A 21,933-nucleotide genomic window follows, 5' to 3' on the forward strand; every position below is an offset into this window, starting at 1 on the left:
ATCTTTGTTTAAGAATATTTCAATAATAGTCTTACGAGATTGTCATTGTTGTAGTCTGCCGCCACGTCCATGGCCGTTTTGCCTTCATTGTTTACGGCATTTACGTCAGGCAGCTTGAAGTCCAGCAGGAGTTCAATCGCTTTCTGTGCTATGCTGTCACGGCAACATGCCGCCACATAATGCAGGAGGGTGTTTCCCCGGTTGTCCGTCTTGTTCACGTCAGCTCCGGCTTCGAGAAGCTTTTCGAGGATTTCCGTGGGGTCGTCAGAACCGGCTGACCAGCCGTAAGGCACATATTTTTCGTTCGCCTTATGACCACCGAAGAGAATCATCATGGGAGTTTGGCCGGAAAGATTGGCGGCGTTGGGGTCGGCCTTTCCCTTGAGCAGCCAACCGAATGCCGTTTTACCCAACCTGTAGCCGGTATGGCGGCAGGAAAGGGCAAGTGCCGTGTTGCCTTCCGTATCAACAGGAAGCTCGGGATTCCAGCCTTTTTCCTTCATCAGGTCAAGCAGCCCCTTGTAAACCTCGGTATCCTTGCAGAAATAGTCCTTACTCACCCATACCGAAAAAGCCGTCTCTTCATTCGGGAAACGGTAATTCGGATTCGCTCCGCCGTTCAGAATCATGGCCGGAGCATCCTGTATGCTGTCAAACCAACTGAACGCACAAGCGAGGGGCGACTTGCCTTCAAAGTCATACATATCCTTGTGCTCGCACACCGTCTGCAGGTCTGCACCCGAACGCAGAATGGCATCCAGCGCCTCCATATCCTTCATGTACATAGCCTGGAATATGTCCATGTTGCCGTGCAAGGTCGAAAGTTCGTCAACATTGGGGTCGCTTCCGGAAAGGAAGGCCGCGATCTTCATCGCCTTGTTCTCTATGGCGGCATCCCAGGCTGTCTTTCCACTGTTTGACTTGTCTTCCGGATCGGCCTTGTCTTCTTCAACAAGCCTTCTGGCAAGTCGGTAGGCGACTTCGCCATCATCCTCCAGCCTTGCAATCCTGCTCCTGATTTCCTCTATCTTGTTTTCGGGGTAACTGTATTGTACGGATTCGTCCAGTTCCTTTTTCGCGAACCGGATATCCCTTCTGATGTCGCCTGAAGCGGCACAAAAACCGAAAAGCACGTTCTCGCCGTTAAGGTCGGTTGAGTTGACGCGTGCTCCGGAATTTATGATCGCTTCCGCCATCTTGAAATGACGGTTCCTTACGCACTCGATAAGGGCCGTCGTATTCTTGGCCGAACGCGGTATATTCGCTCCATGTTCCATGAGCATGACAGCTATTTCTTTCAGTTTGTCTTCATCTGCACGGCCGGCACTGGTTCTGCCGAGGATATGAATCGGGGTGGAACCGTTTGCATCCTTCGTGTTGGGTTCGGCATCACGTTCAAGAAGTATCTTGACCCCCTCCGCGTCTCCATACTGGCAGGCAAGATGCAACGGAGAACGGTCTTCGTACTGTTCGTCGCTGTCATCGACGGGCACTTCTCTGAGCGCCTGATGAATTGCATCCTTCGGCTGACTTGTCGAATAAAGTCTGTATATGTCACTGTATTTCATGGTTGTATGTTTTTTATCAGTTCTTCAATGTGTTGATATTTATTGCCCAAACGGGCGTGGATAGTCCGCACCTCCGTGTGCAGGTGCAGTCTGGCCGACACTTTCGCTTTCAGCCTCAACAGTTGTACGGCGGCGAGGTTATCGGGAGCATCCTCCGGCATGGGACAACCGGCAGGGCTTTTTTCGTATTCCCAGCGGAGGACGGCTTCCGGCAGGTTTTCCGGCAGACGTTCCGTTAACGGTGGCAGCAGCCTCTCCGCTTCCAACAGCAGGGAACGGCAGTCATTATACAGAGAAAGGTAGTAGCAGCATAACGCCTTGTTGTAAAGTGTCGGCAGGTCAGACTTTCCTGCCTGCGTGAAACAGGAGAAGGCAAAGGCATATTCGCCACTTACCATATAGGTAATACCTGCGGAGAAAAGTTCTTTTTTCTGGGATTCAGGCATGGTTTGTTTATTTCCATATATTCCAATCATAGATACTTAAACACTAAAAGAGATTTCAGACTGTTATGGGTGGAAACAAAAAACCGACGATATTCGGGCGCAGAGAACGCTCCCCAGTACCGTCGGACCATAAAAATATCCTGCCTTTTTTGAGACAATATGGCAGAGGATGAGTATTTATAGGAACTTTTGTCGTAAGACAAGGATAACCCCGGATAATTGATTCCGGTAATCCATTGTAAATTAAATATTTTATTATATATTGACGCGCGATAATTGTGTGTGTTTACACGAATTTTCCACACTGCCAAATTATCAATACACTTTTTAAGGGAATATGTAAGGTAACTAATGCACACAAGAAAAACGTCCGCTTTATGCGAAGCTTCGCTCAAACAAATATCATTTGTTAAAATCGAGCGACATTTTACAATGTATCCATTGTCATACATATCAGTTTATTAGAGTGAATACTTCTTCAAATACAAAATTAGAAAAATGTTTTGTTCTGCAATGAAATAACCGACACTTTTTTCAGGGAAAAATAAAAATGGCTTTATTATAATTGCCTTGTACCATAGAAAACGGGCAGAGAGCATGCAGTTGCTCATCTGCCCGTCCTGTAGGGAGAACCGTTTCATGCCGCTATCGGATTCACTTTCAATGTAGTCTGAAAGATGAACGCCTCTACTTTCATGTTGATTATGAAACATTGTTGGTGTGCGTGATAAGACTTCATGCCTTATTCAAACCTAAATCCAACGGGCACAAAAACAAGTAAGTAATTATTCAATGTCTTGAGATCATTAAATACCGCAAAGGCAGTAAGGAATATAGCAGATTGGATTATTCTAAAAGGCCAAATTTATATCTTCTTTTGGCGGCATATTACAAGGAACTTGCCACCCGATCAGGGGGGCTCTTGTGGAAACGGAACTAACAAACAAGCAGTAATTTCGTTTCTTGTTCATGGTAAAGACTACGACAACAAATCCGGTAGCGGTATTTACTGTTATTTAGGTCAGCCACGGGTTTCGATACGGGTCATAATCTGTTTGGAAAGTAGCCAGTTGCCAATCGGTAACCGGCTTTTTCGTGTCATCGACTTTACGGGGGATTTGTGGATTAAGTCGCAATTTGGCGGCATCATTAAGCCATTTCATGCTATCCTCGTAATCGCGCATACGGACAACACTGACATTATTCGGGGCAATGAGTTTCGTGAGCTCGTAGATAGCCAATCGAACCATATGCTTCTTGAGGTTGTAGTTTCGTGGATCGTGTAATGATAGGTTTAGACCGACTTGCGGCGTGTCCGCGTTCACATCCGTTTCCGGGTAAAATACCCGTCCGTCATAAACTACATATTCGTGTTCCGACAATTCGTAGGCATTGTATGATGAATCGTAATCGGCTATGGCTCCCCAACAGTCGGACACCATAGGGTCAAGATTGCAATCGAAACAGTCAAGCGTCATCAAAGTATAGAACGCCCCTTCATATTCAACGACTGACCACAGAGGATACTCGACAGGCTGCCATAACGTGACTTCCGTCTCGATCCAACCGCCGACCATCGGGATACGGATATCATCGAACTTGTACCCGTTTTCGGCAAGGCAAATATAGACAACACCGTTGTAGTTTACTTTATCACCCGGATAATAGGTGTTGAACTGGGAATAATTTACAACTTGTCCCGCATCGACGTGGATATCGGAACACTCTTCCCAATAGATTGCCGTTGCCGGCTTGCGATAGCCGCTGACGGAGCGTGTCACCTCATGGATTTGTCCCTCGAAATAGACATGCACACCCACGGGATAGGTAATTCGACGGTCGTATTCGGCGATATATTTTCCTTTTGCAAGTTCCTTTTCAATCTCGTAGTTCTCCGACAAATATTCCACAATGCTCATCTCCGCCGATTCTTCCGCCTGGATGAATCGTGCATCATTGCCCCGCGTGAGTTGTGCTAGTGCTTCCGGAGTAATTATCCCAAGATAGTCGTCATTATTGAGAAACCGTCTGTACATATCCTTGTTCCGTTATTAGTATGAAAATCCTTCCTGAATTACCGATGTGGAGACCACATACCCGTTCCCGTCGCCTCCGCTCTTGAACTTGTACCAGCTGTCGCGCAGGTAGTAACAGAGCAGGTAGTCAAGGCAGTCGGACAAGTGCCCGTACCGTTCATATTTGACACCGGTTTTCGGGTCGGTGGTCTTCTGTTTGCTCTTGGTACCGTCCTCGTTACGAAGCTGGTAAATCAGATCCTGGGTAAGTTTGCGACATTTGATATCGATTTGTATCTCCCAGCCTTCATAGCCCCCGAATACCTCGTTGACGAACTCGCACCGTGTAGCCTGCGGAGGCTGCTTGCGTAACAGCTTTACCTTCGGTCGCAGGATTCCTCTGCCGAAAGTGTCCGTGATGATGGTATAGTTGTTGATGCCGTCCTCGTTGGTGGTGGAGCGTTGTAACCCGGAAGGGTCACCGGTCACATCCACTCCGCCGATATGCTTGTCCCGGTAAAGTTTTAAGCGTACTTTCCGTGCCAACGCAGGTGTGTTGTTCTCCTTTTCCTCCGGCTTGCCGAGTATCTCTTCCAGTATATAGACCTTCCTGTTTTCATAGTCTATTTGTGCGGAGAGCACCGACATTTGGGGGGCAACATTGAAGTCCCACACCGTGATGAGCGGCTTGGTCGGATCGTATGCTTTTTCTTTCAGTCCGGTAACGAGATGCCGGGAGCCGTCGAAACTGTTATAAATCGCCATATCGTTGGCTTCCACGAAATCCCAGTTGCCATAGAGCAGGCGTTCCTTTGTCGCCTGATCCCGGATCTTGTTCAGGGCCGCCTCGTACACCTGACGGAAAGCGATATTCGGGTTGTCAAACACGGAAAAAGGTATATACGCTTCACCCTCGCGGCAGATGACCTTGTCTCCGTTTTCGTCCTGCACGAAGCGGGAACGCACCCAGTTAATCGTCGGATTGGTGGTGAGCAGCATTCTCGGAGTCTTGAATGTCTCATGGGTTCTCCAGCGGAGACGGGAGAACAGCACTTCGACGGCCCGTTCCGAGATTTCCGACACCTCGTCCACCATGGCGATGGTGTATTCCGAAGAGCCGAAACGCTCGAAGTTGGGGTCGCTGGGGATATCCGCCATCTCCTTCATGATGATGACCGAGTCATTCCAGAATGTGAGCGTGCCTTCGAGGTTGTTTATCTTGTAGTTTGTATCCTCTTTCAGTCCCCAATCCTTCAGAATCGACTTGATGGTATTCCATGTCGATTCCTTCAACGACTTGAGTGTCTTACGGGCCACCACCGCACGGATATTCTCGAACCGAATACATGAAGACACCAGCCAAACGCTGCCGATATACGATTTTCCGCCGCCGGCCGCTCCGCCTCCCAGTATCAGCTGCGGCAGGTTCTGCGACTTGCAATGCCTGCATTGAGGCCTGTACTGAGGGTTGCCTTGCTGGTCATAACCGATAAGGATTTGCTCGATCTCCCCGCCACAATGGGGACAATAGTTCGGTTGCAACAGTTTCCAGAGTTCATACTGCCGTGGGGACGGTTTGAACTCGATGCGCAGGTTTCTGGGTGGTTTGAGCCTGTTGACCGCCATTCGATTTATATAATCTGAATGGTTATGTCCCTTTCGGACTCGAGCATGGCATACAGTTTTTGGAATGTAGTACGGGATTCCAAAACTTTTCCCTTGACCGTATTCTTTCCCACGATGATACAACCGGCGGAATCTCCCTCGGTGTTGCCTGAATGGATCAGGATGCCGAGGAAATGAGGTACATCGTGCAGATATGGCATTTTTTTCTTGTACTTGGGGCTGTACTGAAGGGTAACTTTATAAGTCCCGGCAGGAATGGCGGTCTTGGAATAGACCTTTTCCTTGCAGGTACAGGAACGGCCGCGAGGAGTATCCGGACAGGTTGCCGGAAGTTCCCTCACGGCATCTTCGATGGTATTACAGAAAAATTTGCCGTCGATGGACAGGTCGCCTATGGTATAGGTCTGACCTTTGAATTTGCGGTTGAGTGTCAGCTTCATACTTCGATACTATTTGTATCGAAAGAGTAGAGACGGACGCCGGCTAATGTTTATTATATGTGTTTGTAAAAGGAGGATATTTCAGGAAATGATGTATCTTTGTGAACGGATTGACAGTATTTAATCAAGAGTTAATATGACAAAAGCGGATATCGTCAGGGAAATAGCAACGCAGACCGGTCTGGAGAAGCAGGTCGTGTTACAAGTTGTCGAAGGATTCATGGATAGCGTAAAGTCTTCCATGATAAACGGCGAGGAGGTTTATCTTCGCGGCTTCGGTTCTTTTATCATCAAACACCGTGCGGAAAAGACAGCACGCAACATAAGCAGGAATACCACGATAATAGTGCCTGCCCACAATATCCCGGCATTCAAGCCGTCAAAAGCCTTTGCAGGAAGGATGAAATCAGACAAATAAGGTGATTATATGCAACAGGAGCGTTATTCAGATGCTCCTGTTACTTTATACAGGGCAACGAGGTTGGTATTGTCCGATTGGAACAGGAAACGGCCGTTGCTTAAAAGGCATTCGTGGATGGTGTTGTCATTAGGATCCGACTCCAATAAAGCCCCCGCCTTGTTTTCATCGATAAGCAGCATTTCTATGCCTTGTACGGTGGCGGCAGTTGCATCAGCAGGAATTTTCAAAAGTTCATCCATCAGATTCATGTCGTTCATAATATCTCCGTATTTGGCTTGAGTCCCGTCAAGCATTCAATGTACCAAGACCAAAAAGCGTGGGACATAACCCGTAGCACCGAGGTTCTGGTAAACCTATCCGCAAACAAGTTAAGCCCACGCAAAAGCATAGGCGAAAACTGTTTGTCCTGCGGATAAGTGAAATTTACCAGATTTCGGTGCATGACAAAAGCTAACGCTTTCCGTATTTTATTATGTCGTTCTGCCAATATGGTTTTTATGCCGCATCTGCAGAAGAACCGGCCATTATGTGATAACGACCGGACGTGTAAAGGTTATTTTTTAGACTCTTCCAAGGAAAGCTTACGAAACTCTTTCATCAGTTTTTCCAGTTCCAACGAGGTCTTACGGGCACGGGTCCCTGCGGCCTTGTTGCCTTTTTCAATCTGAAGTGCCGCATCCGTGGAGAATGTAGCATATACTTCCTGTATTTTTGAAACCAATTCTTTCATATAAATTCTATTTAAGTTATTGACCACAAAGGTAATGAAAATAATCGAGAATAAGAGCGATTTTGTCAATATTGCAAATATCACATTGGTAATCAATGACTTTTAACAGCCATTACACCGTATGATTTATCCATCAGAGAAATTATCAAGGTGTTTACAACTTTATGGATATGTCTGGTCAGAACATTTCTTCCATCTGCCGCTTGATTTCTTCCCGCTTTGTATTCTTGTAGTAATGCTTATAGATGGTCAATGGGCTGTTACCAGCCATCTCTGCAACCACATACGGATTATTACCGGCATCTACCATCTTCGATATGAAAGAGCCACGGGCGGAATACCATGTGATGTTTTCTTTAATGCGCAACATCTTGCATGCTTTCGTCAAGGTTTGTGAAAGGCGTGTGGAAATTTGCTTGACACGTGTAGTCTTCTTGGAAGTGGTCGTGTGTTTATGAGTAAAAACAGGAAATACATAATTTCCATAACTTTGCCCACGGTATTTATTCATGATGGCTTTTGCTTTACTGAGTAATTCCGGTTTGGCTGTTTTGGGAAACTTGATACGTTCATAGACGATGCGGTCTTCCTGGACCAAATCCCATGTCAGGTTACATACATCGACATTCGCCATACCTCCGGTATAGTAGCTGAACAGGAACAAATCAAGATGCAACTGCTCTTTTTTCGTAAACAAGGTACGGTCAACATTTGCGATTTTAGCTATGACTGTTTCCGGAACTGCTCTTGAAGTGGTTTCCGGCCAATTAATATCATCACCGAGACAGAGGAAGTTATCCATATTCACCCCGTACATCTCTTTCTTTTCTGCCTGCCTGCATACGGCACGGAGCAACCTTAGTTTGTGTGTAAGTCCGGCCTTGTTGCCATTTCTGATACCTCTTTCTTTAAGCCAAAACGCAAAGTCAAGAAGAAACTCTTCTGTAATATCCGTAAAGAAATAAGAGGAAAAGGCTTTTTCATATTTTTCCTTTGTAAACGCCTGCAGTTCACGCTTGAGATAGACATACCGTTTAGCATTGGTCGTGCTGTCGACAATCTGACCGTTCTTGATGCGTTTCTTGTTTTTGAATGTCTCTTCAAGATAATCGATCATCTGCTGGACACTCTTTACTTTGACCTCGGGTTTGGCCGCCTTGATTTCATCGAAGCAATGTGATAGCTGGACGGGCGACCAGTTCCTGCCTTCCATCTCCCAGGTATCGGCGACATGCAGATATTTGGTTCGCAAATCGAAAAGCAGTTTGTTCTTGGTAGTGGCCTCCGCACTCCCTACACGGAAACTCTGAGACTTGACATCCCAGTCTTTTAATAGCCCTGTGATGTTTATAACCTTCGGCACACGGGCGTAACCGGTCTTGAAGAAAATTATCTCCAGCTTGACCATCTTGGTGTCTTTCGGGTTCTGCTTACCCCTGATGTTAATCGTGTACATAGACTGATAACGAGTTAGTTAATGACTTATTATTAATTCGCATTAGTAGGAATCAATTGGTATTAATTAACCTACATAGAAACCTACATGAAAAGAGTAGTTTCCTTAGCGAAATAATGTTTATACGGATAAATCCGTACTTGTGTCATTTACTAACTCGTTATCAATCAACTATTTTCCCTAATCACAAAAGTTGTGTCCGAAAAAAGGGTGTGCCAGTTTATTGTACTCTTTTTCTATTTCATCACGCGAAAAATTCGGACTGCGTAACATTGCCATAAACCGTCCGTCGGACTTTAGAAACTTATAAAATTCGTTTGTCCTCGCAAAGTAGAATTGTATCTCTTGCTCTCTTTCCTGTTCGGTTGCGTTTAGTCGGGCAAGAATGTCGAATATCGATGCCAACCCGCCTCTGTTCTCTCCCGTATTTTTCTTGCTTTTAGGGTTTGCGGGGTCGTCGTCCGGCTCCTGTAGCTCTTCTATCTCAACTTCATCACTCACGAGCAAACCAATTTCTCCATCGAATGTAGTGTGTATTGAGCCGATAGAGTCTTGCGGCTCAAATAAAGATCGATAAATATTGCAGTATCGCTGCCAGAAATCAATAAATACGGCATCCTTAAATTGAACATCCAATTCGATTACACCTTGCAAAAGGACTAGCAGAGAGTTGTACCGCCCGATAGTTTTGCGCAGTGCTTTTGCTGGATCATCGTCGCTTGTGGAGGCCGTTTCCTCACTATGTGCTTTAAGATCTTGCGTGTATTGTGTATGCGCCTCCATTACATTCTTAATCCACGCTCGAATGTCGGCGTCCATATCAAGACATAGTTGAGCATTACCCTCTGCATTGTTGACAGAAGATCTATATCGCTCGAACCACTTGATGTAAATCGGTTGTGATAATAATTCTCGATACAGCTCCTGAATAATCGCCTTTTCACGAAGCGGGTCAAAGTCCGTGATAACCATACCACAGAACTTGGCAAAAGCATCCCGAATATTTTTTTCGTTGACGTTGCCGAATGAGAAGTCTATAATATGGCACTCTTCTTTGTACTTGGCCTTGCGATTTACGCGCGAGATTGTCTGAATGGCATTAATGTCCCGAATCTCCTTGTCAAGAAACAGGGTGTGTAGCTTGGGCTCATCAAAACCCGTTTGCAGCTTATCAACAACAATGATAAGCCCGTTTTTTGCCGTCTTGAAGTTGTCTATCACCTTATCCTCAGCCACACCGCCGTTCATCGACGAACATTTCTCATACTTTTGATTGTCGGAGTAGACGATAGTAACAGGGGCATCGGCATATTTAGCAAAAGTTCCCGATGCTGTCTTTTCCGAGATCAACCGACGAATGATTTTATAGTACTGAATAGCAATAGGAATAGAGCTAACCGCAAGCATGGCTTTTCCCGTGCCACGAATTTTTCCGTAAACCAGAGAAAGCAGACGATTGACCACGAACTCGGCAATTGCTTTCATTCGGTCCGGGTTTTCGTATATTTGTTTTCTGGCGAACGATACCCGTTCCTCCTGCCCCGAATTCATCGCTGCCGTTATAGCCTGCATAACGCCATTGGGGAGTTCAAAATACATTTTTGCAGACACGGGAATAATATGCTTCGTCGGATCAAGAATGTAACCGTCGGCTATGGCTTCCTTCATGGTGTATGAATCGAATGGCCTCCATAGCTGATTAAAATTGGTGCTTCTGTGAAATTCACCAAAGCGGGCCAACACTCGGTCGCTGGGAGTTGCCGTGAAACCGACAATCAGATTTTTCTTTGTAAAACCCCTCGTGATAAATCCTCCGTTCTCATCGAAGATATCCTGCAGCTCATCAAAAGCCGAATACATCTCCTGATGAACATCATCGGTGTTTGAGCGGTGTACCTCATCAATAAGAAAAGCCACGCGCATATTCTTGAAATCCTTGCCAGCTTTTTCGATGGCTTTCTTGAGTTCCCAGAATTTCTGAATATTTACGACGATGATACGGCGTTTGTCGCTCAACGCCTTCACAAAGGTGTCTTGGTCGGTCGCCTCTACGAACATGGCCTTGTCGATGTTCATGTTGAGTATCATCGAGTCGAGCTGGTCACGCAATTGCAGGCGATCGACAACGAGCAGAATCTTGTTATAAACCCATTCGCCTTTGTAGCGCAGGTCTTTGAGTTGTAGAGCTGTCCAACCTATTATGTTGCTTTTCCCGAATCCGGCCGCATATTGCAGCAAGAGCGAATAGACATATTTGTTGTTGCAATAACTGTCTCTCTCGGCAACTACGCGGTCTATCAGGTCCTGTGGTGCGTTGAGCGCTTGCAGTTCAGCCCGCAGTCGGTTGATAAAATACAAGGGCTCATTTTCGTGGTCCAGGAATTCCTGGACACGCTCCATGATTCGGTCGCAACCGAATTTCTGCTTCGGACGCGGACATATCAGACGACCTGTTTTGTCCTTATACTCCTTTTTCTGTACTTTATGGCCATTCACAACAGACGTTACGGTCTTATAGGTGTATGCCATGAAGTTGTAGTAGAGTATCTCCTTCTCGATCATCTTCTTGGAGTAGAGCGAACGCATTGCCTCTTCGAAGCGAACGCGCGGATCGGTTGCTTCCACTTGCTTTATGGGGAGGGGCTTGAATACCTTCTCCACCACCGGACGGAAAGAAGAAATCGAGATGGTGTTGTCTTGAAAACCTCGCTTTGCTTCATCAAAGAACTGTCCCGGATCCCGCAGTATATATGTGTCCGTGATGTCCGTGGTTACGAGATGAATCGATTTCTCAAACGGCCGGAGCATACGACGGCAAAGCGTTTGCGCTACATCGTTTCCATTGGCAATTTTGGTATATTCCCATACGGCTTCAAGGTAATCGGTAATGATTTTGTTCCTGCCGTTCGTTTTTGCGGTCTGATTGGTGAAGTTGCTCTTCAACTCGGCATAACCGAGAAAAATGCCGTTGACAAAGAACGACAGGTCGGGACGAAATGCAAATATCTTTTTGGCGTCGTGGTGGAACGAATAGCTCATCTCCTCGACGGCCGCAAATATGTTTTTGTTGAAGTCCTCGTCTCCGCGCAACTCCGAACCACTGACATAAATAAGTTGCAGAATTTCGCCTTCGAATGTAATGGTTCGGTTTTTATTCAGGAAGATAGCCACGTTGGCACTCGCCTCAATCTTCTCGCGAATCATATCCATAATGGCCCGAAGCAATTTTTGCTCGTCGCCATTGTATTCACTCTTTTTGAGCAGATTATTCCAGGCCTTGCGCGAATTCTCTTTCAAGAACTCGTACAGATTGGCCGGAATAAACAAATCGGGCGAAACGGCATTATTCTTTATTTCACGAAAACCAAGACCATCTGCACGGCGGCAGAAGAAGTCCATTACATACTCACTTTGCAACTCAAGTTCGGTCATAATCCAATATAGTTTTAGGAGTGCGATTCCGTATCGATGGCTCGCTGGCCGGTTACTACTTCATTTATCAGGGAGCGTTTCAGCTCCTTCAGACGCTCTACTTCGGTATTTATCTTTTCAAGGATGGCATCAATCTTTGCGCACTTCTCATCCAGATATGCAGCAATCTCTTTTTGTTCTTCAATTGGAGGAAATACAACCTTCATGTCTTTTATTGTCCTATAATTTAAAGATTGGCGCATTCCTCCACCAAGTTTGTAAAAAACCTTTTTTATATCATACGAGTGTAGCATGTAGAACGCGAATTTGGGCAATGTCTTTTTATTCCCTTGTACACAAGTATAGGCTGATGTAATAATCCCTTCTTCATTAACTAAACCGACTCTCAAGCTTTTATGGTCATTTTGTAAATCAGTAAAACGAAAAACTATATTACCTGGTTCTACGATTTGATAAGTCTCAAATGATGCTGGCAAAAGGCCATCGCAAGAGTCTATATTTTTACGAATAATTTTCCCAAAACTCAAGGAGAGAAGGTTTTGATGATTCACCCCTTTGTTTGAGATATTATGTTCCGCAAAAAAATATGCAAATCGCGATATTGTCCAATGTACAGGAATATCTCCAACCCATTCAATAGTAGATGGTTTTAATAAAACATTGGGATTCAATCCACGGGTGACGGCGCGGTTGATCAGGGAGCGACGAAGTCGGCTGTAAGCATCGGCTTTGCGCTCTAACAGTTCTATTTTTCGACCAATCTTCTCACACTCCTTATCCAAATATGCCGCAATTGCCTCCTGCTCCTTAATTGGTGGTACAACAATAAAAGCTTGTTTCAGTATTCCTTGCGTTATCGAATATAATTTTACGCTTTTAACTTTTTTGCGAATCTGAGAACGCCACTGATCGCTCATAAATAAATATGCGAAGTATTTACCGCAACCTAACCCTTCATTTCGTAAAAGAATTGTGTGGTATCCAGCGTATAAATCAATAGGCTCGTTAATATAAATGCAATTACCACATCCTTTCAAATCTTCAGATGTATCTGCGAATATAAAATCGCCCTGTTTAACTTTAGACGACAATTTATCATTAACCAACGAATCGGGAATAAATCTGATTAGTTCGTGATTTATTTGGGTCGTTGGGTTGTTTTTAGCATGGATTTGGCCATAACTAAGAACGGCATTCCCGCAATCTACAAGATTGGCTTTTGTAAAAGTGATACCAGTATTTGTTGATGTATAATCTTTTAATCTACACATCTCCCAATGAGCGGGGACTGATTCTAACCAACTCATTTCAGAAACACGACACTTTTTCATAAGCCAAGTTCCTTCTCAAGATTTGCGATTACCTTGTCAATATCCGAAATTTCGGCAAGGATGGAATCCACCGGTTCAACGGTCTCGGGAATATAGAATTCCTTGTTGAAGTTCACCTCGACACCCACGACATTCTCGCCAATCGTATAAGGCTTGTAGATATAGCGTTGAAGAAAATCGCCGATGCCTTGTTCATTGACCTCGGGGTCGGGATCGAACGGAATAATCTCTGAGTCCTTGGTCGTACAATCGACAATTTTGGCAGAAATGGTATGCTCTTCCCGGCGTTTATTATAGCCGAGCTGTACATTGATAGCACCATTGCCCAGACACTCATGCTCTCCGGCGTAGGTAGTGCGCATGATTTCGTTGTTTTCTTTATCCACCCAATAGATAAAGTCCGGACAAACAAGAACTGTCGAGATTTTTATTCCAAGATTTCGCAGCATGGAATCCCGGAATTGTATCTCCTCGGCATCAATATCGCGAGGCCATACCCAGCACCCATCTAAATTGCAGTACGAAATATCCTTGACATTGTATGGCTTTCCTTCCGTGTGGAGGGTCTGGCTGATATGGCGTCCTTCGCTGTCGATTTCGGTAAGAACGACAGACTGCTTGTTGAAATAGAAATGCCATTTATCGTAAACTTTAGCAATGTCGCAATCCTTGAATTCAACCAGTGCGCGGACAATGGCTGCACGATGCTCGGGGTTCATCTCTTTACGTTTCGAACCTTTGTTTTTCTTCAACGGTTGCCAAAGATCGGCGGCATTGATAAGGATTACCTTGTCTTTACGCTCGGTCGGTTTGTTCTTGTTGAGAATCCACAAATAGGTGACGATGCCCGTATTGAAGAACTCGTCGGACGGCATCTGAATAATAGCCTCAACCCAATTGTTGTCGAAAAGATATTTGCGGATATTGCTCTCGCCGCTGCCGGCATCACCGCTGAACAGCGACGAGCCGTTGTTTACTTCTACGACAATGCCTTTATCTTCGTGCAGATGCCATGCGTTGTGCTGCAAGAAGAGCATTTGCCCGTCGCTCACGGAAGGCAAGAATGGGAACTGCCCGGTCTGGTCGTCGCGGATCTCTTTCTCATAACCTTTCCACGGTATTCCGTAGGGAGGATTGGCGATGACAACATCGAACTCTTTGCCTTTGAAAGGCAATGAGGTAAGGGTATTGCCATATTTTATTTTGGTATTCTCGCGGAACAACGATTCAATCTTCGCCAATGCGTATAGCGCATCGTTCCAGTCGCAACCGTGAGCGGCTATATATTTGTAGCCAGCCTTATCGCGCAAACGGTCCACAACACCGAACAGCAGGTTGGCTCCACCGCACGTCGGGTCGTATATATGTACAAAATCATCGGTAGAGATGTCGATCTTCGCCGCAACGATTTCGGCAATCAATGAAATAATATCTTCCGGGGTGTACTGCTCTCCGGCCGTCTCTGCCGATATGTCGGCCCATTTGCGTTTGATATGCTCCTCGAGAGTGGTTATTTCCGAGTTGTTGTAGCGAGAAAGGTCTATTTGAGACCATTGGGTGATATATTGCATCAGAATGCCTTTCTTCCGCAACTCGGCAACCATGCCGTCCAGATTGAGGTATTTGCTGTCGTCCGTACCACGTTCGATGCCGAGCAGTTCTTTGAGCGTTCCGTCAAAGCCTGCCAGATAGCTTCGGAAATCCTGCTCAAATGTCTTGTCGTTATTGCAAATAGCCGACAGGGTTTTGCCTTCGCGCACGATATAGTCGTTATACCCACACTCCCGGTCTCGGAAAGCCTCGATAAATTCCTGCAAGTTGTTCTCGCGGGTCAGGCTCTCGGAGGCTTCAATATCTGCCATTTCATTTCGCATACGCCCTTCGAGCATGATGAGAGCGAAGAATGGCATCATGTAATCGGAAAATTTACTTTGTTTGATTCCCGATGATATGAGTAAATCGGCGCACGACCAAATGTCGGATTCGTATGATAATATATCTTTCATAATTCTATCTATCGTTCTTCTTTATCTGTGATCAGGCCTTTCAAGTCGACTTGCAGGATGACGGCTATTTGCTGAAGAGTCTCCAGGTTGGGCTGAATCCTATTGCAGGCGTAGGCATTAACCATGCTGAAGCTCTTGTTAAGCTGCGTTACCAGCCATGTCTGAGAGCTACCTTTCTCTGCCAGAACGGCTTTTATCCTATTTAATTTCATATTATGCCTTGATTGAATAGCACAAATATAGGGAATTATATTCGATATGCTGATTGGTTTCGTTATCTTTGTCTAGATTGGCTTTATGAATCTCTCTTTCGTTAATGGTAAAAATTAGTTATTCCACAAAAATCATTTAACTTGATTTAAAAATGTTGAAGTTAATAGCAATCAAACCTCTTGATGGATGCTGTGCATCTGTCTGTAAATGCTTAATTATAGGTAAGATATACTATTTCTGCAATGATTATTATATCACAGAAGATGGCATTGAGCTTCGAGATGAATATGTAAAATTATTTCCAAAAGATTTTTTCTCTTTAGGGACAAAACATACATTGCAGCAGATAAATATTTCCGCTATAGTGGGAATGAATGGTGATGGTAAGAGTACACTCGTTGAATTAGTAATGCGTTTGATTAACAACTGCGCAAAGCATTATCGGCTGACGGATCGAGATAACTTATTACGTATTGAAGGTGTAAAGGCTGAATTGTATTATCAAATTGATGAGATTGTTTATTGTATTAGGGAAACAAAGAAAGATCGCTATACAAGTCTGCTGAAATATGCAGATATGAGTAATTCAGCAGCTCGTCAATGGGACAAGCTAATGATCCCCGTAAAGGGTGTTATCCGAAGAAATGAGCTATTCTATACCATAGTGTCTAATTACTCTTTGTATGCATATAATACAAAAGATTTTAGGGCAGAATGGGATAATCGAGTACAATCAAAAGAGGAAAGTAAGAAATGCTGGTTATATTATTTATTTCATAAAAACGATGGCTATAGGACTCCTATAACTATTCATCCTTATAGATATGAAGGGAATATTGATATCAATCGGGAAACCGAATTGACAATGCAAAGATTGATGGCTTTATATATTCAAGAGCCTAATCCTAACGATAATAAAGGTTCTTTTAGAAGAATAGGAAATAAGGATGCAGAATTTCTGAAGTTGACTGATGTGGGATATTCGAAACTCTAAGAGGTGAGCGTCTGTCAATATTTTAAAGATAATAAATCTATTTCATCCCTATCAAAATATATCAACCAAATAGAAGATATAATTAGAAACTATGACGACATAAAAACCGAGAATTTACATGACAACACTTTGGAGATAATTGAAAAAAGTCTTGATTTATTAGTTGGGGCAGGAGATGCGTCGTATAGAAGATTTTTGGATGAATTTTACGGTTGGCTTGGTCATAAACGTGGTGTATATTCGAGCAAAAGCGACCTAAGGCAGTTCCTAAATGCGCTTAAAAAATTCAATGATCATACTGATAGTGATTCTACATTTAATAGATTCGCAAAAAAATATAAAAAATACGATAAACTAAATGTCCAACAATTGAAAAGGCTTCGGTTTATCTATAATGTCATGCAATGCTAGGGTTTTCCCACCGATATTCTTACTAATAAGTATGAGCAACTAAACGAAGTTGAGCGTTGTCAGCATTATATTATATATAAAACGATAAGTATTTGCGCAATCTATCCTGAATATCGAGACTTTATTGATAATAAAGATGCAGGTTGGAATAATATTGGATTGATATTTAATGATTCTGTTATTGATGAGATCGTAAGACAGATAAAAGCTGATCAAACGCATGTTACATTAAAATTACGCCAGTGCTTAAATTTTATTGACCAACTGAAAGGGAGTGGTAATAATATTTTCGAAAGTCTTTCCAAGATAAAATCCCGACAAGAATTAAAAACTGAATTTGGAGATAGTTTTGTGATAAGTTTCGATGATTTAAAATTACATTATAAGCAAGATGTTTTCCCTTTAGATTTGCTGCCGCCCCCTATTTATAAGGCAGAAATTCTATTTTATTCTGAACAAAGTAAAAGTGTATATATTCCATATAATTATTTAAGTTCTGGAGAAAAGCAGTTATTAAATAATTTTGGCGCATTAATTTATCATTTGAGGAATATCGATTCTGTGGCGGATAATGGAAGACTATATGAAAATGTAAATGTGATTCTTGAAGAAATAGAGTTGTATTTCCATCCTGAATATCAACGAATGATAGTAAAAGTGTTATTGGAAAAATTGCAATCGATAGTTTTCAAACATATCAAAAGAGTTAATACCACGTTTGTAACACATTCTCCATTCATTTTGTCAGATATTCCTCTGTGCAATGTGTTGTTTCTAAAAAACGGAAAACCAGCAATGGAAAAAAATGCAAGAAAATGCTTTTGGAGCAAATATTCATGGATTATTAAAGAATGGGGTTTTCCTGCCGTCTTTACCGATGGGAGAATTTGCTTATGATAAGATTAACGAACTCTTTGAAAAACTCAATGGATATAAGTTAAATCCGAATGATCTGGAGCAAAAGGATTGGTTCTACTCGAACATCATGAGAGTTGGAGAACCATACCTAAGAGAACAGCTAATGAAATTGTATAATATGCATTATTCAGCTTGTGAACGATGATAGATATTAAGAGAGGAAGATATGTAAATTCAATTGCAGAAGAATGGCTTGGTTGGGTAAAGAAATTTTTTCATGATCCCAGTCGTCCATACATCGAGTTATCTTCAAAAAAGAGACGATATTTTGATTCATATGCTCACAAGTTGGAATATGAATGTTTACACCAGGTGTTTTTATACTAAAAATAAAAGACACAGAAAAGCTTGTGTAAAGAAACTGTATTATTGGTGGAAACATCTTGATACGATAATATTAGCGAATCCCAATGCTATTATTGATGCGCAAAAAAAAATATGGGATAAGAAAAAAATAGGGGAAATCAGATTACTTAGGTTTTTGTCATCTATATTTGTTGCTTATTACGAGAAAATATCAATCAAATATGGACACTGTTTAGTTAACAAATTAAATATCAAGACTTGTCCGTACTGTAACCGACAATTTATTTACACTTTTAAGGGACGAGTAGAAGAAAGACCGGAGCTTGATCATTTTTATTCAAAAACTGATTATCCAATTTATTGCTTGTCGTTTTATAATCTTATTCCAGCTTGCCATGCATGCAATCATGTGAAATTAGACAAAAAAATAGGTCTAAATCCTTATAGCGGAACCTTTAAAAGAAAATTTATCATAACTGATAAAGATGAGAATCATCTAACTAAATCTCAAATCTACAAATTAACAGAAAAGGAAATCAAATTGGATTTTACAGGGAATGATCCTAATGAAGAATTGAATGATAAAGTTTTAGGAATAATAGATGTATATAATAAACACACTGATTATGTAAAAAAATTAATTGACAAATCCAAGGCTTATGATATGCATGCAATGAAAGCATTGGTGGAAAGTTTTCAAGGTGTAGGATACCATCCCCGTCAAGTCTATGATTTTGTATGGGGAAGACATCTTATGAATGCCGAATATGAAGATAGACCTCTATCAAAATTAACCAAAGATATTTTAGATTTGATAGATATCAAAAGAAGGTGATGAATCTGAATAAGTGAATTATTTTGTTTGTCCTCCATTTCCTCCCATCGCCTCAGCCCGTCTCAGACGGTGCGGTTTGTTTGCACAAAATTCATTGATTATTGTATAATATATTGATAATCAATATATAAATTTCTTCAACGAGGAGGAGTATTGATCGTCCGATATACTTCACGGGTTATTCCATCTGACAGAAGCAGTCCGAAATCGGACTGCTTCTGTCGATACGGGAGAGACGAGAGAACGAAGCGCCCGATTTCCGTGTACGGGGAAACCTGGCGCACGGGAAAACCCGGCGCGGATGACGCTACATGCTGCGGCCGAAACGGGATTCGCGTCAGGGAATCCACAGGGTCTCCCGCACGTCGTAATACGCCGTGAGTGTACGACCCAGCAGATAAAAATAATCCGACAGGCGGTTGAGCCAGACGAGCGCCGTGGAATCCACGCCGTATTTCGCATCGGCGCGCAGCGCGGCCCGCTCGGCGCGGCGGCAGACCGTGCGGCAGACATGGCACAGCGACACGGCCGTGTCGCCGCCGGGCACGGTGAACTTGTCGATCGGCTTCAGGGCCACCTGCATCGTGTCGATGCGGCTTTCGAGCCACGAAACCGCTTCGGGAGCCAGCGGGGAGACCTTGTCGCTTCCGGCCTCTCCCGTGGCGAGCAGCGCCTCGACCGACATGAGCCGCGAGAGAATGCGGTTCAGATCCTCCACATACGCCGCCAGCGCGGCATCCCCGCGGATGCGGTCGGTCAGCAGCGCCGCGAAAGCCGACAGCTCGTCCACCGATCCGTACGCCTCGACCCGCTCGTCGGTCTTGAACACCCGTTCGCCGCCGATCAGCGAGGTCATTCCCTTGTCCCCTGTTTTCGTATAGACTTTCATATCCGGAAATGTTGTTTCGGTAAATAATTGTGGAACAGCAGCAGATAACCGCGGTTATCCACCGATGTCGAACGGTGCGCCGCGACCAGCTGCCGGCACAATGCCTGCCGCTCGCAGCCGTCGTAAGGCGCCAGCACCGCCACGGTACGCCCCGCAGCGGCAGCCTCCCGGACGAGCCCGAGCGTCTCCTGACGTCCCAGACCGCGTGTGGCGACGCAAAATTCCGCATCCGCCCGGTCCAGTCCGAAAGTCGCATAGCCGCAATGGATCGCCAGGTTCTGTAGTTGCACGGCCCGGCGGCGGCTGACGCCCGCCTCCAGCAGCGCCCCGTAAAGCGCCCGGTCGCCCGGCAGCAGCTCGCGCCGCATGAATACCTCCCGGACGATAGTATAGACGAACGGCGAATGCACGCCATGGCCACGGAAATAACGCGCCCGCGACAGCCGGTTGCGCAGCTCGGCCATCCGGCCCGACAGCCGCAGTCCGATGGGATGTCCGCCCGGTTTCATCGCCGCCTCACTTTTTCAGCATGCCGGCCAGCCGCCCCGTCGAGAAGGCGATCTGAAGGTTGTAACCGCCCGTATTGGCATCGAGATCGAGCACCTCGCCCGCGAAATAGAGCCCGCGGACCCGGCGCGACTCCATCGTCTCGGGATTCACCTCGTCACAGCGCACGCCGCCGGCCGTCATCACGGCATATTCGAAGGGCGCGTAATCCGTCACGGGGAAGGTCAGTCCCTTGAGCGTGCGGATCAGCCGCACAATCTCCGCCTCGGAGAGCTTCGAAACGTATGTCTTCGAGTGAATATCCAATTCCTGCGCCAGAGGCAGCACCATCGGACGGGGAACCAGCTTGCGCAGCAACTCGCCGAAAAACTCCGTCGGCTCCATCGCGGCCAGCTCGCGGGCGATGCGGTCGCGCAGCACCTCCTCCGTGAGCGCGGGCTTCAGATCGACGACGATCTTCACCCTCCGGCCTTCGATGAGCGCATCCACCGCATCGCGGCTCATGCGGAGCGCCACGGCGCCCTCGATGCCGCGCTCCGAGAATCCCAGCTCGCCGAACTCCTCGCGCACGGGAGCGTCGTCGATCCACAACGTCGCGCGGACATTGCGCAGCAACAGGCGGTCGAGCTGACGGACCCGCGGATGGGACGAGACGAGCGGCGTGAGCGACGGCCGCAGCGGCTCGATCGTATGTCCCAGATCGGCGGCGAACGCATACCCGTCGCCTGTCGAACCGGTCGCCGGATAGGAGACGCCGCCCGTGGCGAGGATGACCTGCGGACACTCCTCCTTGCGTTCGAAGCCCCGCTTGTTGACGTATTTCACGCCGAAGACCCGGCCGCCGAGAGTCAGAATCCCCGTAACGCGCGTGTCGTAGAGAATCTTCACCCCGTTGTCCACGCAAAAGCCCAGCAGGGCGTTGGCGATGTCCCACGCCTTGCCGCTGTGGGGAAAGACGCGTTCGCCGCGCTCGATGTCGAGCCGGACGCCCTGCCGCTCGAAGAAACGGATGGCCGCGCGGTTGTTGAAGGCGGCGAAGGCCGGGGCGAAAAACGCGGCGTTCGTGCGCACCTGCGCGGCGAACTCCTCCGCCGGCCGGGCGTTCGTCACGTTGCAGCGCCCCTTTCCCGTGATGCGGACCTTGCGGCCCGACTTCTCCATCTTTTCGAGCAGCAGCACGCGGCAGCCCCGCTGCGCCGCCGTGCCCGCGGCCATCATGCCCGCGGCTCCCGCCCCCACGACGACGACGTCGTAGGGCCGTATCTCTTCCGTTCGTTCCATAACGGATGCAAAGATAAGGATTTATTCGGTTCCGGGGACGAAAACTCCGCCAGGAAAGCGCCCGTGCGGGGAAAAATCGGTTTTCGCTTGATTTTCCGCCCGGCATGC

General features: G+C 45.6%; 19 protein-coding genes. 4 read left to right on the top strand and 15 right to left on the bottom strand.

Annotation, left to right across the window (positions count from 1 at the left end):
• Positions 1–8: 8 nt before the first annotated feature.
• From FME97_RS01070 to FME97_RS01095, 5 genes are all read right to left on the bottom strand, one after another.
• The gene (locus FME97_RS01070) at positions 9–1,568 is read right to left on the bottom strand and encodes an ankyrin repeat domain-containing protein (protein ID WP_004328550.1); all 1,560 of its coding nucleotides are present in this window, start codon (positions 1,566–1,568) and stop codon (positions 9–11) included.
• A complete protein-coding gene (locus tag FME97_RS01075) occupies positions 1,565–2,014 on the bottom strand; it encodes a hypothetical protein (RefSeq protein WP_040293443.1) in 450 nt (149 codons plus the stop codon). The genes FME97_RS01070 and FME97_RS01075 overlap by 4 nt, the downstream gene beginning before the upstream one ends.
• Positions 2,015–3,030: 1,016 nt before the next feature.
• Entirely contained in the window at positions 3,031–4,050 is a 1,020-nt protein-coding gene (locus FME97_RS01085; RefSeq protein WP_004328553.1) for a hypothetical protein, read from the bottom strand.
• Positions 4,051–4,065: 15 nt separating this feature from the next.
• Complete coding sequence (locus FME97_RS01090) at positions 4,066–5,655, bottom strand: phage terminase large subunit (RefSeq protein ID WP_004303996.1); 1,590 nt, start codon at positions 5,653–5,655, stop codon at positions 4,066–4,068.
• Between the two features lie 5 nt (positions 5,656–5,660).
• Entirely contained in the window at positions 5,661–6,095 is a 435-nt protein-coding gene (locus FME97_RS01095; RefSeq protein WP_009316602.1) for a DUF5675 family protein, read from the bottom strand.
• A 136-nt stretch (positions 6,096–6,231) separates the two neighbouring features.
• Here FME97_RS01095 and FME97_RS01100 point away from each other — a divergent pair, with 136 nt between their 5' ends.
• Positions 6,232–6,513, top strand: a complete 282-nt coding sequence (locus FME97_RS01100) for an HU family DNA-binding protein (RefSeq protein WP_008142902.1) — start codon at positions 6,232–6,234, stop codon at positions 6,511–6,513.
• A 23-nt stretch (positions 6,514–6,536) separates the two neighbouring features.
• Here FME97_RS01100 and FME97_RS01105 read toward each other — a convergent pair whose 3' ends face one another.
• From FME97_RS01105 to FME97_RS01135, 7 genes are all read right to left on the bottom strand, one after another.
• Positions 6,537–6,773: a hypothetical protein gene (locus FME97_RS01105; protein WP_009316603.1), complete on the bottom strand. Its 237-nt coding sequence runs from the start codon at positions 6,771–6,773 to the stop codon at positions 6,537–6,539.
• 296 nt (positions 6,774–7,069) lie between these two features.
• Complete coding sequence (locus FME97_RS01110) at positions 7,070–7,246, bottom strand: histone H1 (RefSeq protein ID WP_009316604.1); 177 nt, start codon at positions 7,244–7,246, stop codon at positions 7,070–7,072.
• Positions 7,247–7,424: 178 nt separating this feature from the next.
• Positions 7,425–8,702 (bottom strand): phage integrase SAM-like domain-containing protein, encoded by a 1,278-nt coding sequence (locus tag FME97_RS01115; protein ID WP_004293508.1) that lies wholly within the window; start codon positions 8,700–8,702, stop codon positions 7,425–7,427.
• A 180-nt stretch (positions 8,703–8,882) separates the two neighbouring features.
• Positions 8,883–12,134 (bottom strand): type I restriction enzyme subunit R domain-containing protein, encoded by a 3,252-nt coding sequence (locus FME97_RS01120; RefSeq protein ID WP_141427452.1) that lies wholly within the window; start codon positions 12,132–12,134, stop codon positions 8,883–8,885.
• Between the two features lie 14 nt (positions 12,135–12,148).
• Complete coding sequence (locus FME97_RS01125) at positions 12,149–13,465, bottom strand: restriction endonuclease subunit S (RefSeq protein WP_141427454.1); 1,317 nt, start codon at positions 13,463–13,465, stop codon at positions 12,149–12,151.
• Positions 13,462–15,378 (bottom strand): HsdM family class I SAM-dependent methyltransferase, encoded by a 1,917-nt coding sequence (locus FME97_RS01130; protein ID WP_232522906.1) that lies wholly within the window; start codon positions 15,376–15,378, stop codon positions 13,462–13,464. Before FME97_RS01130 ends, FME97_RS01125 begins: the two co-directional genes overlap by 4 nt.
• A 101-nt stretch (positions 15,379–15,479) precedes the next feature.
• Positions 15,480–15,683, bottom strand: a complete 204-nt coding sequence (locus tag FME97_RS01135) for a helix-turn-helix domain-containing protein (protein WP_141427458.1) — start codon at positions 15,681–15,683, stop codon at positions 15,480–15,482.
• A 152-nt stretch (positions 15,684–15,835) separates the two neighbouring features.
• On the opposite strand from FME97_RS01135, the gene FME97_RS01140 reads away from it, so the two are divergent.
• The 3 genes from FME97_RS01140 (at position 15,836) to FME97_RS01150 (ending at position 19,148) form a co-directional block, all read left to right on the top strand.
• Complete coding sequence (locus FME97_RS01140) at positions 15,836–16,678, top strand: P-loop NTPase family protein (RefSeq protein ID WP_141427459.1); 843 nt, start codon at positions 15,836–15,838, stop codon at positions 16,676–16,678.
• 570 nt (positions 16,679–17,248) lie between these two features.
• Positions 17,249–17,986, top strand: a complete 738-nt coding sequence (locus FME97_RS12495) for an ATP-binding protein (protein ID WP_232522907.1) — start codon at positions 17,249–17,251, stop codon at positions 17,984–17,986.
• A 238-nt stretch (positions 17,987–18,224) separates the two neighbouring features.
• Positions 18,225–19,148 (top strand): hypothetical protein, encoded by a 924-nt coding sequence (locus FME97_RS01150; RefSeq protein WP_141427461.1) that lies wholly within the window; start codon positions 18,225–18,227, stop codon positions 19,146–19,148.
• Positions 19,149–19,485: 337 nt separating this feature from the next.
• Here FME97_RS01150 and FME97_RS01155 read toward each other — a convergent pair whose 3' ends face one another.
• The 3 genes from FME97_RS01155 to FME97_RS01165 are packed head-to-tail and all read right to left on the bottom strand — an operon-like array spanning position 19,486 to position 21,825.
• Positions 19,486–20,037, bottom strand: coding sequence for a cob(I)yrinic acid a,c-diamide adenosyltransferase (locus FME97_RS01155; protein WP_141427463.1), 552 nt, complete (start codon positions 20,035–20,037; stop codon positions 19,486–19,488).
• Positions 20,034–20,546 (bottom strand): hypothetical protein, encoded by a 513-nt coding sequence (locus FME97_RS01160; protein ID WP_141427465.1) that lies wholly within the window; start codon positions 20,544–20,546, stop codon positions 20,034–20,036. Before FME97_RS01160 ends, FME97_RS01155 begins: the two co-directional genes overlap by 4 nt.
• Before the next feature lie 7 nt (positions 20,547–20,553).
• On the bottom strand, positions 20,554–21,825 hold the full coding sequence (locus FME97_RS01165) for a BaiN/RdsA family NAD(P)/FAD-dependent oxidoreductase (RefSeq protein WP_141427466.1): 1,272 nt from the start codon (positions 21,823–21,825) through the stop codon (positions 20,554–20,556).
• Positions 21,826–21,933 lie beyond the last annotated feature (108 nt).

Source organism: Alistipes dispar (assembly GCF_006542685.1).
Taxonomy (GTDB): Bacteria; Bacteroidota; Bacteroidia; order Bacteroidales; family Rikenellaceae; genus Alistipes; species Alistipes dispar.

What these genes read in the sequence shown, in the direction of transcription:
- FME97_RS01070 (WP_004328550.1), bottom strand. Translation starts at nt 1,568, where the DNA reads ATGAAATACAGTGACATATACAGACTTTATTCGACAAGTCAGCCGAAG.
- FME97_RS01075 (WP_040293443.1), bottom strand. Translation starts at nt 2,014, where the DNA reads ATGCCTGAATCCCAGAAAAAAGAACTTTTCTCCGCAGGTATTACCTAT.
- FME97_RS01085 (WP_004328553.1), bottom strand. Translation starts at nt 4,050, where the DNA reads ATGTACAGACGGTTTCTCAATAATGACGACTATCTTGGGATAATTACT.
- FME97_RS01090 (WP_004303996.1), bottom strand. Translation starts at nt 5,655, where the DNA reads ATGGCGGTCAACAGGCTCAAACCACCCAGAAACCTGCGCATCGAGTTC.
- FME97_RS01095 (WP_009316602.1), bottom strand. Translation starts at nt 6,095, where the DNA reads ATGAAGCTGACACTCAACCGCAAATTCAAAGGTCAGACCTATACCATA.
- FME97_RS01100 (WP_008142902.1), top strand. Translation starts at nt 6,232, where the DNA reads ATGACAAAAGCGGATATCGTCAGGGAAATAGCAACGCAGACCGGTCTG.
- FME97_RS01105 (WP_009316603.1), bottom strand. Translation starts at nt 6,773, where the DNA reads ATGAACGACATGAATCTGATGGATGAACTTTTGAAAATTCCTGCTGAT.
- FME97_RS01110 (WP_009316604.1), bottom strand. Translation starts at nt 7,246, where the DNA reads ATGAAAGAATTGGTTTCAAAAATACAGGAAGTATATGCTACATTCTCC.
- FME97_RS01115 (WP_004293508.1), bottom strand. Translation starts at nt 8,702, where the DNA reads ATGTACACGATTAACATCAGGGGTAAGCAGAACCCGAAAGACACCAAG.
- FME97_RS01120 (WP_141427452.1), bottom strand. Translation starts at nt 12,134, where the DNA reads ATGACCGAACTTGAGTTGCAAAGTGAGTATGTAATGGACTTCTTCTGC.
- FME97_RS01125 (WP_141427454.1), bottom strand. Translation starts at nt 13,465, where the DNA reads ATGAAAAAGTGTCGTGTTTCTGAAATGAGTTGGTTAGAATCAGTCCCC.
- FME97_RS01130 (WP_232522906.1), bottom strand. Translation starts at nt 15,378, where the DNA reads ATGATGCCATTCTTCGCTCTCATCATGCTCGAAGGGCGTATGCGAAAT.
- FME97_RS01135 (WP_141427458.1), bottom strand. Translation starts at nt 15,683, where the DNA reads ATGAAATTAAATAGGATAAAAGCCGTTCTGGCAGAGAAAGGTAGCTCT.
- FME97_RS01140 (WP_141427459.1), top strand. Translation starts at nt 15,836, where the DNA reads ATGTTGAAGTTAATAGCAATCAAACCTCTTGATGGATGCTGTGCATCT.
- FME97_RS01150 (WP_141427461.1), top strand. Translation starts at nt 18,225, where the DNA reads ATGATCCCAGTCGTCCATACATCGAGTTATCTTCAAAAAAGAGACGAT.
- FME97_RS01155 (WP_141427463.1), bottom strand. Translation starts at nt 20,037, where the DNA reads ATGAAAGTCTATACGAAAACAGGGGACAAGGGAATGACCTCGCTGATC.
- FME97_RS01160 (WP_141427465.1), bottom strand. Translation starts at nt 20,546, where the DNA reads ATGAAACCGGGCGGACATCCCATCGGACTGCGGCTGTCGGGCCGGATG.
- FME97_RS01165 (WP_141427466.1), bottom strand. Translation starts at nt 21,825, where the DNA reads ATGGAACGAACGGAAGAGATACGGCCCTACGACGTCGTCGTCGTGGGG.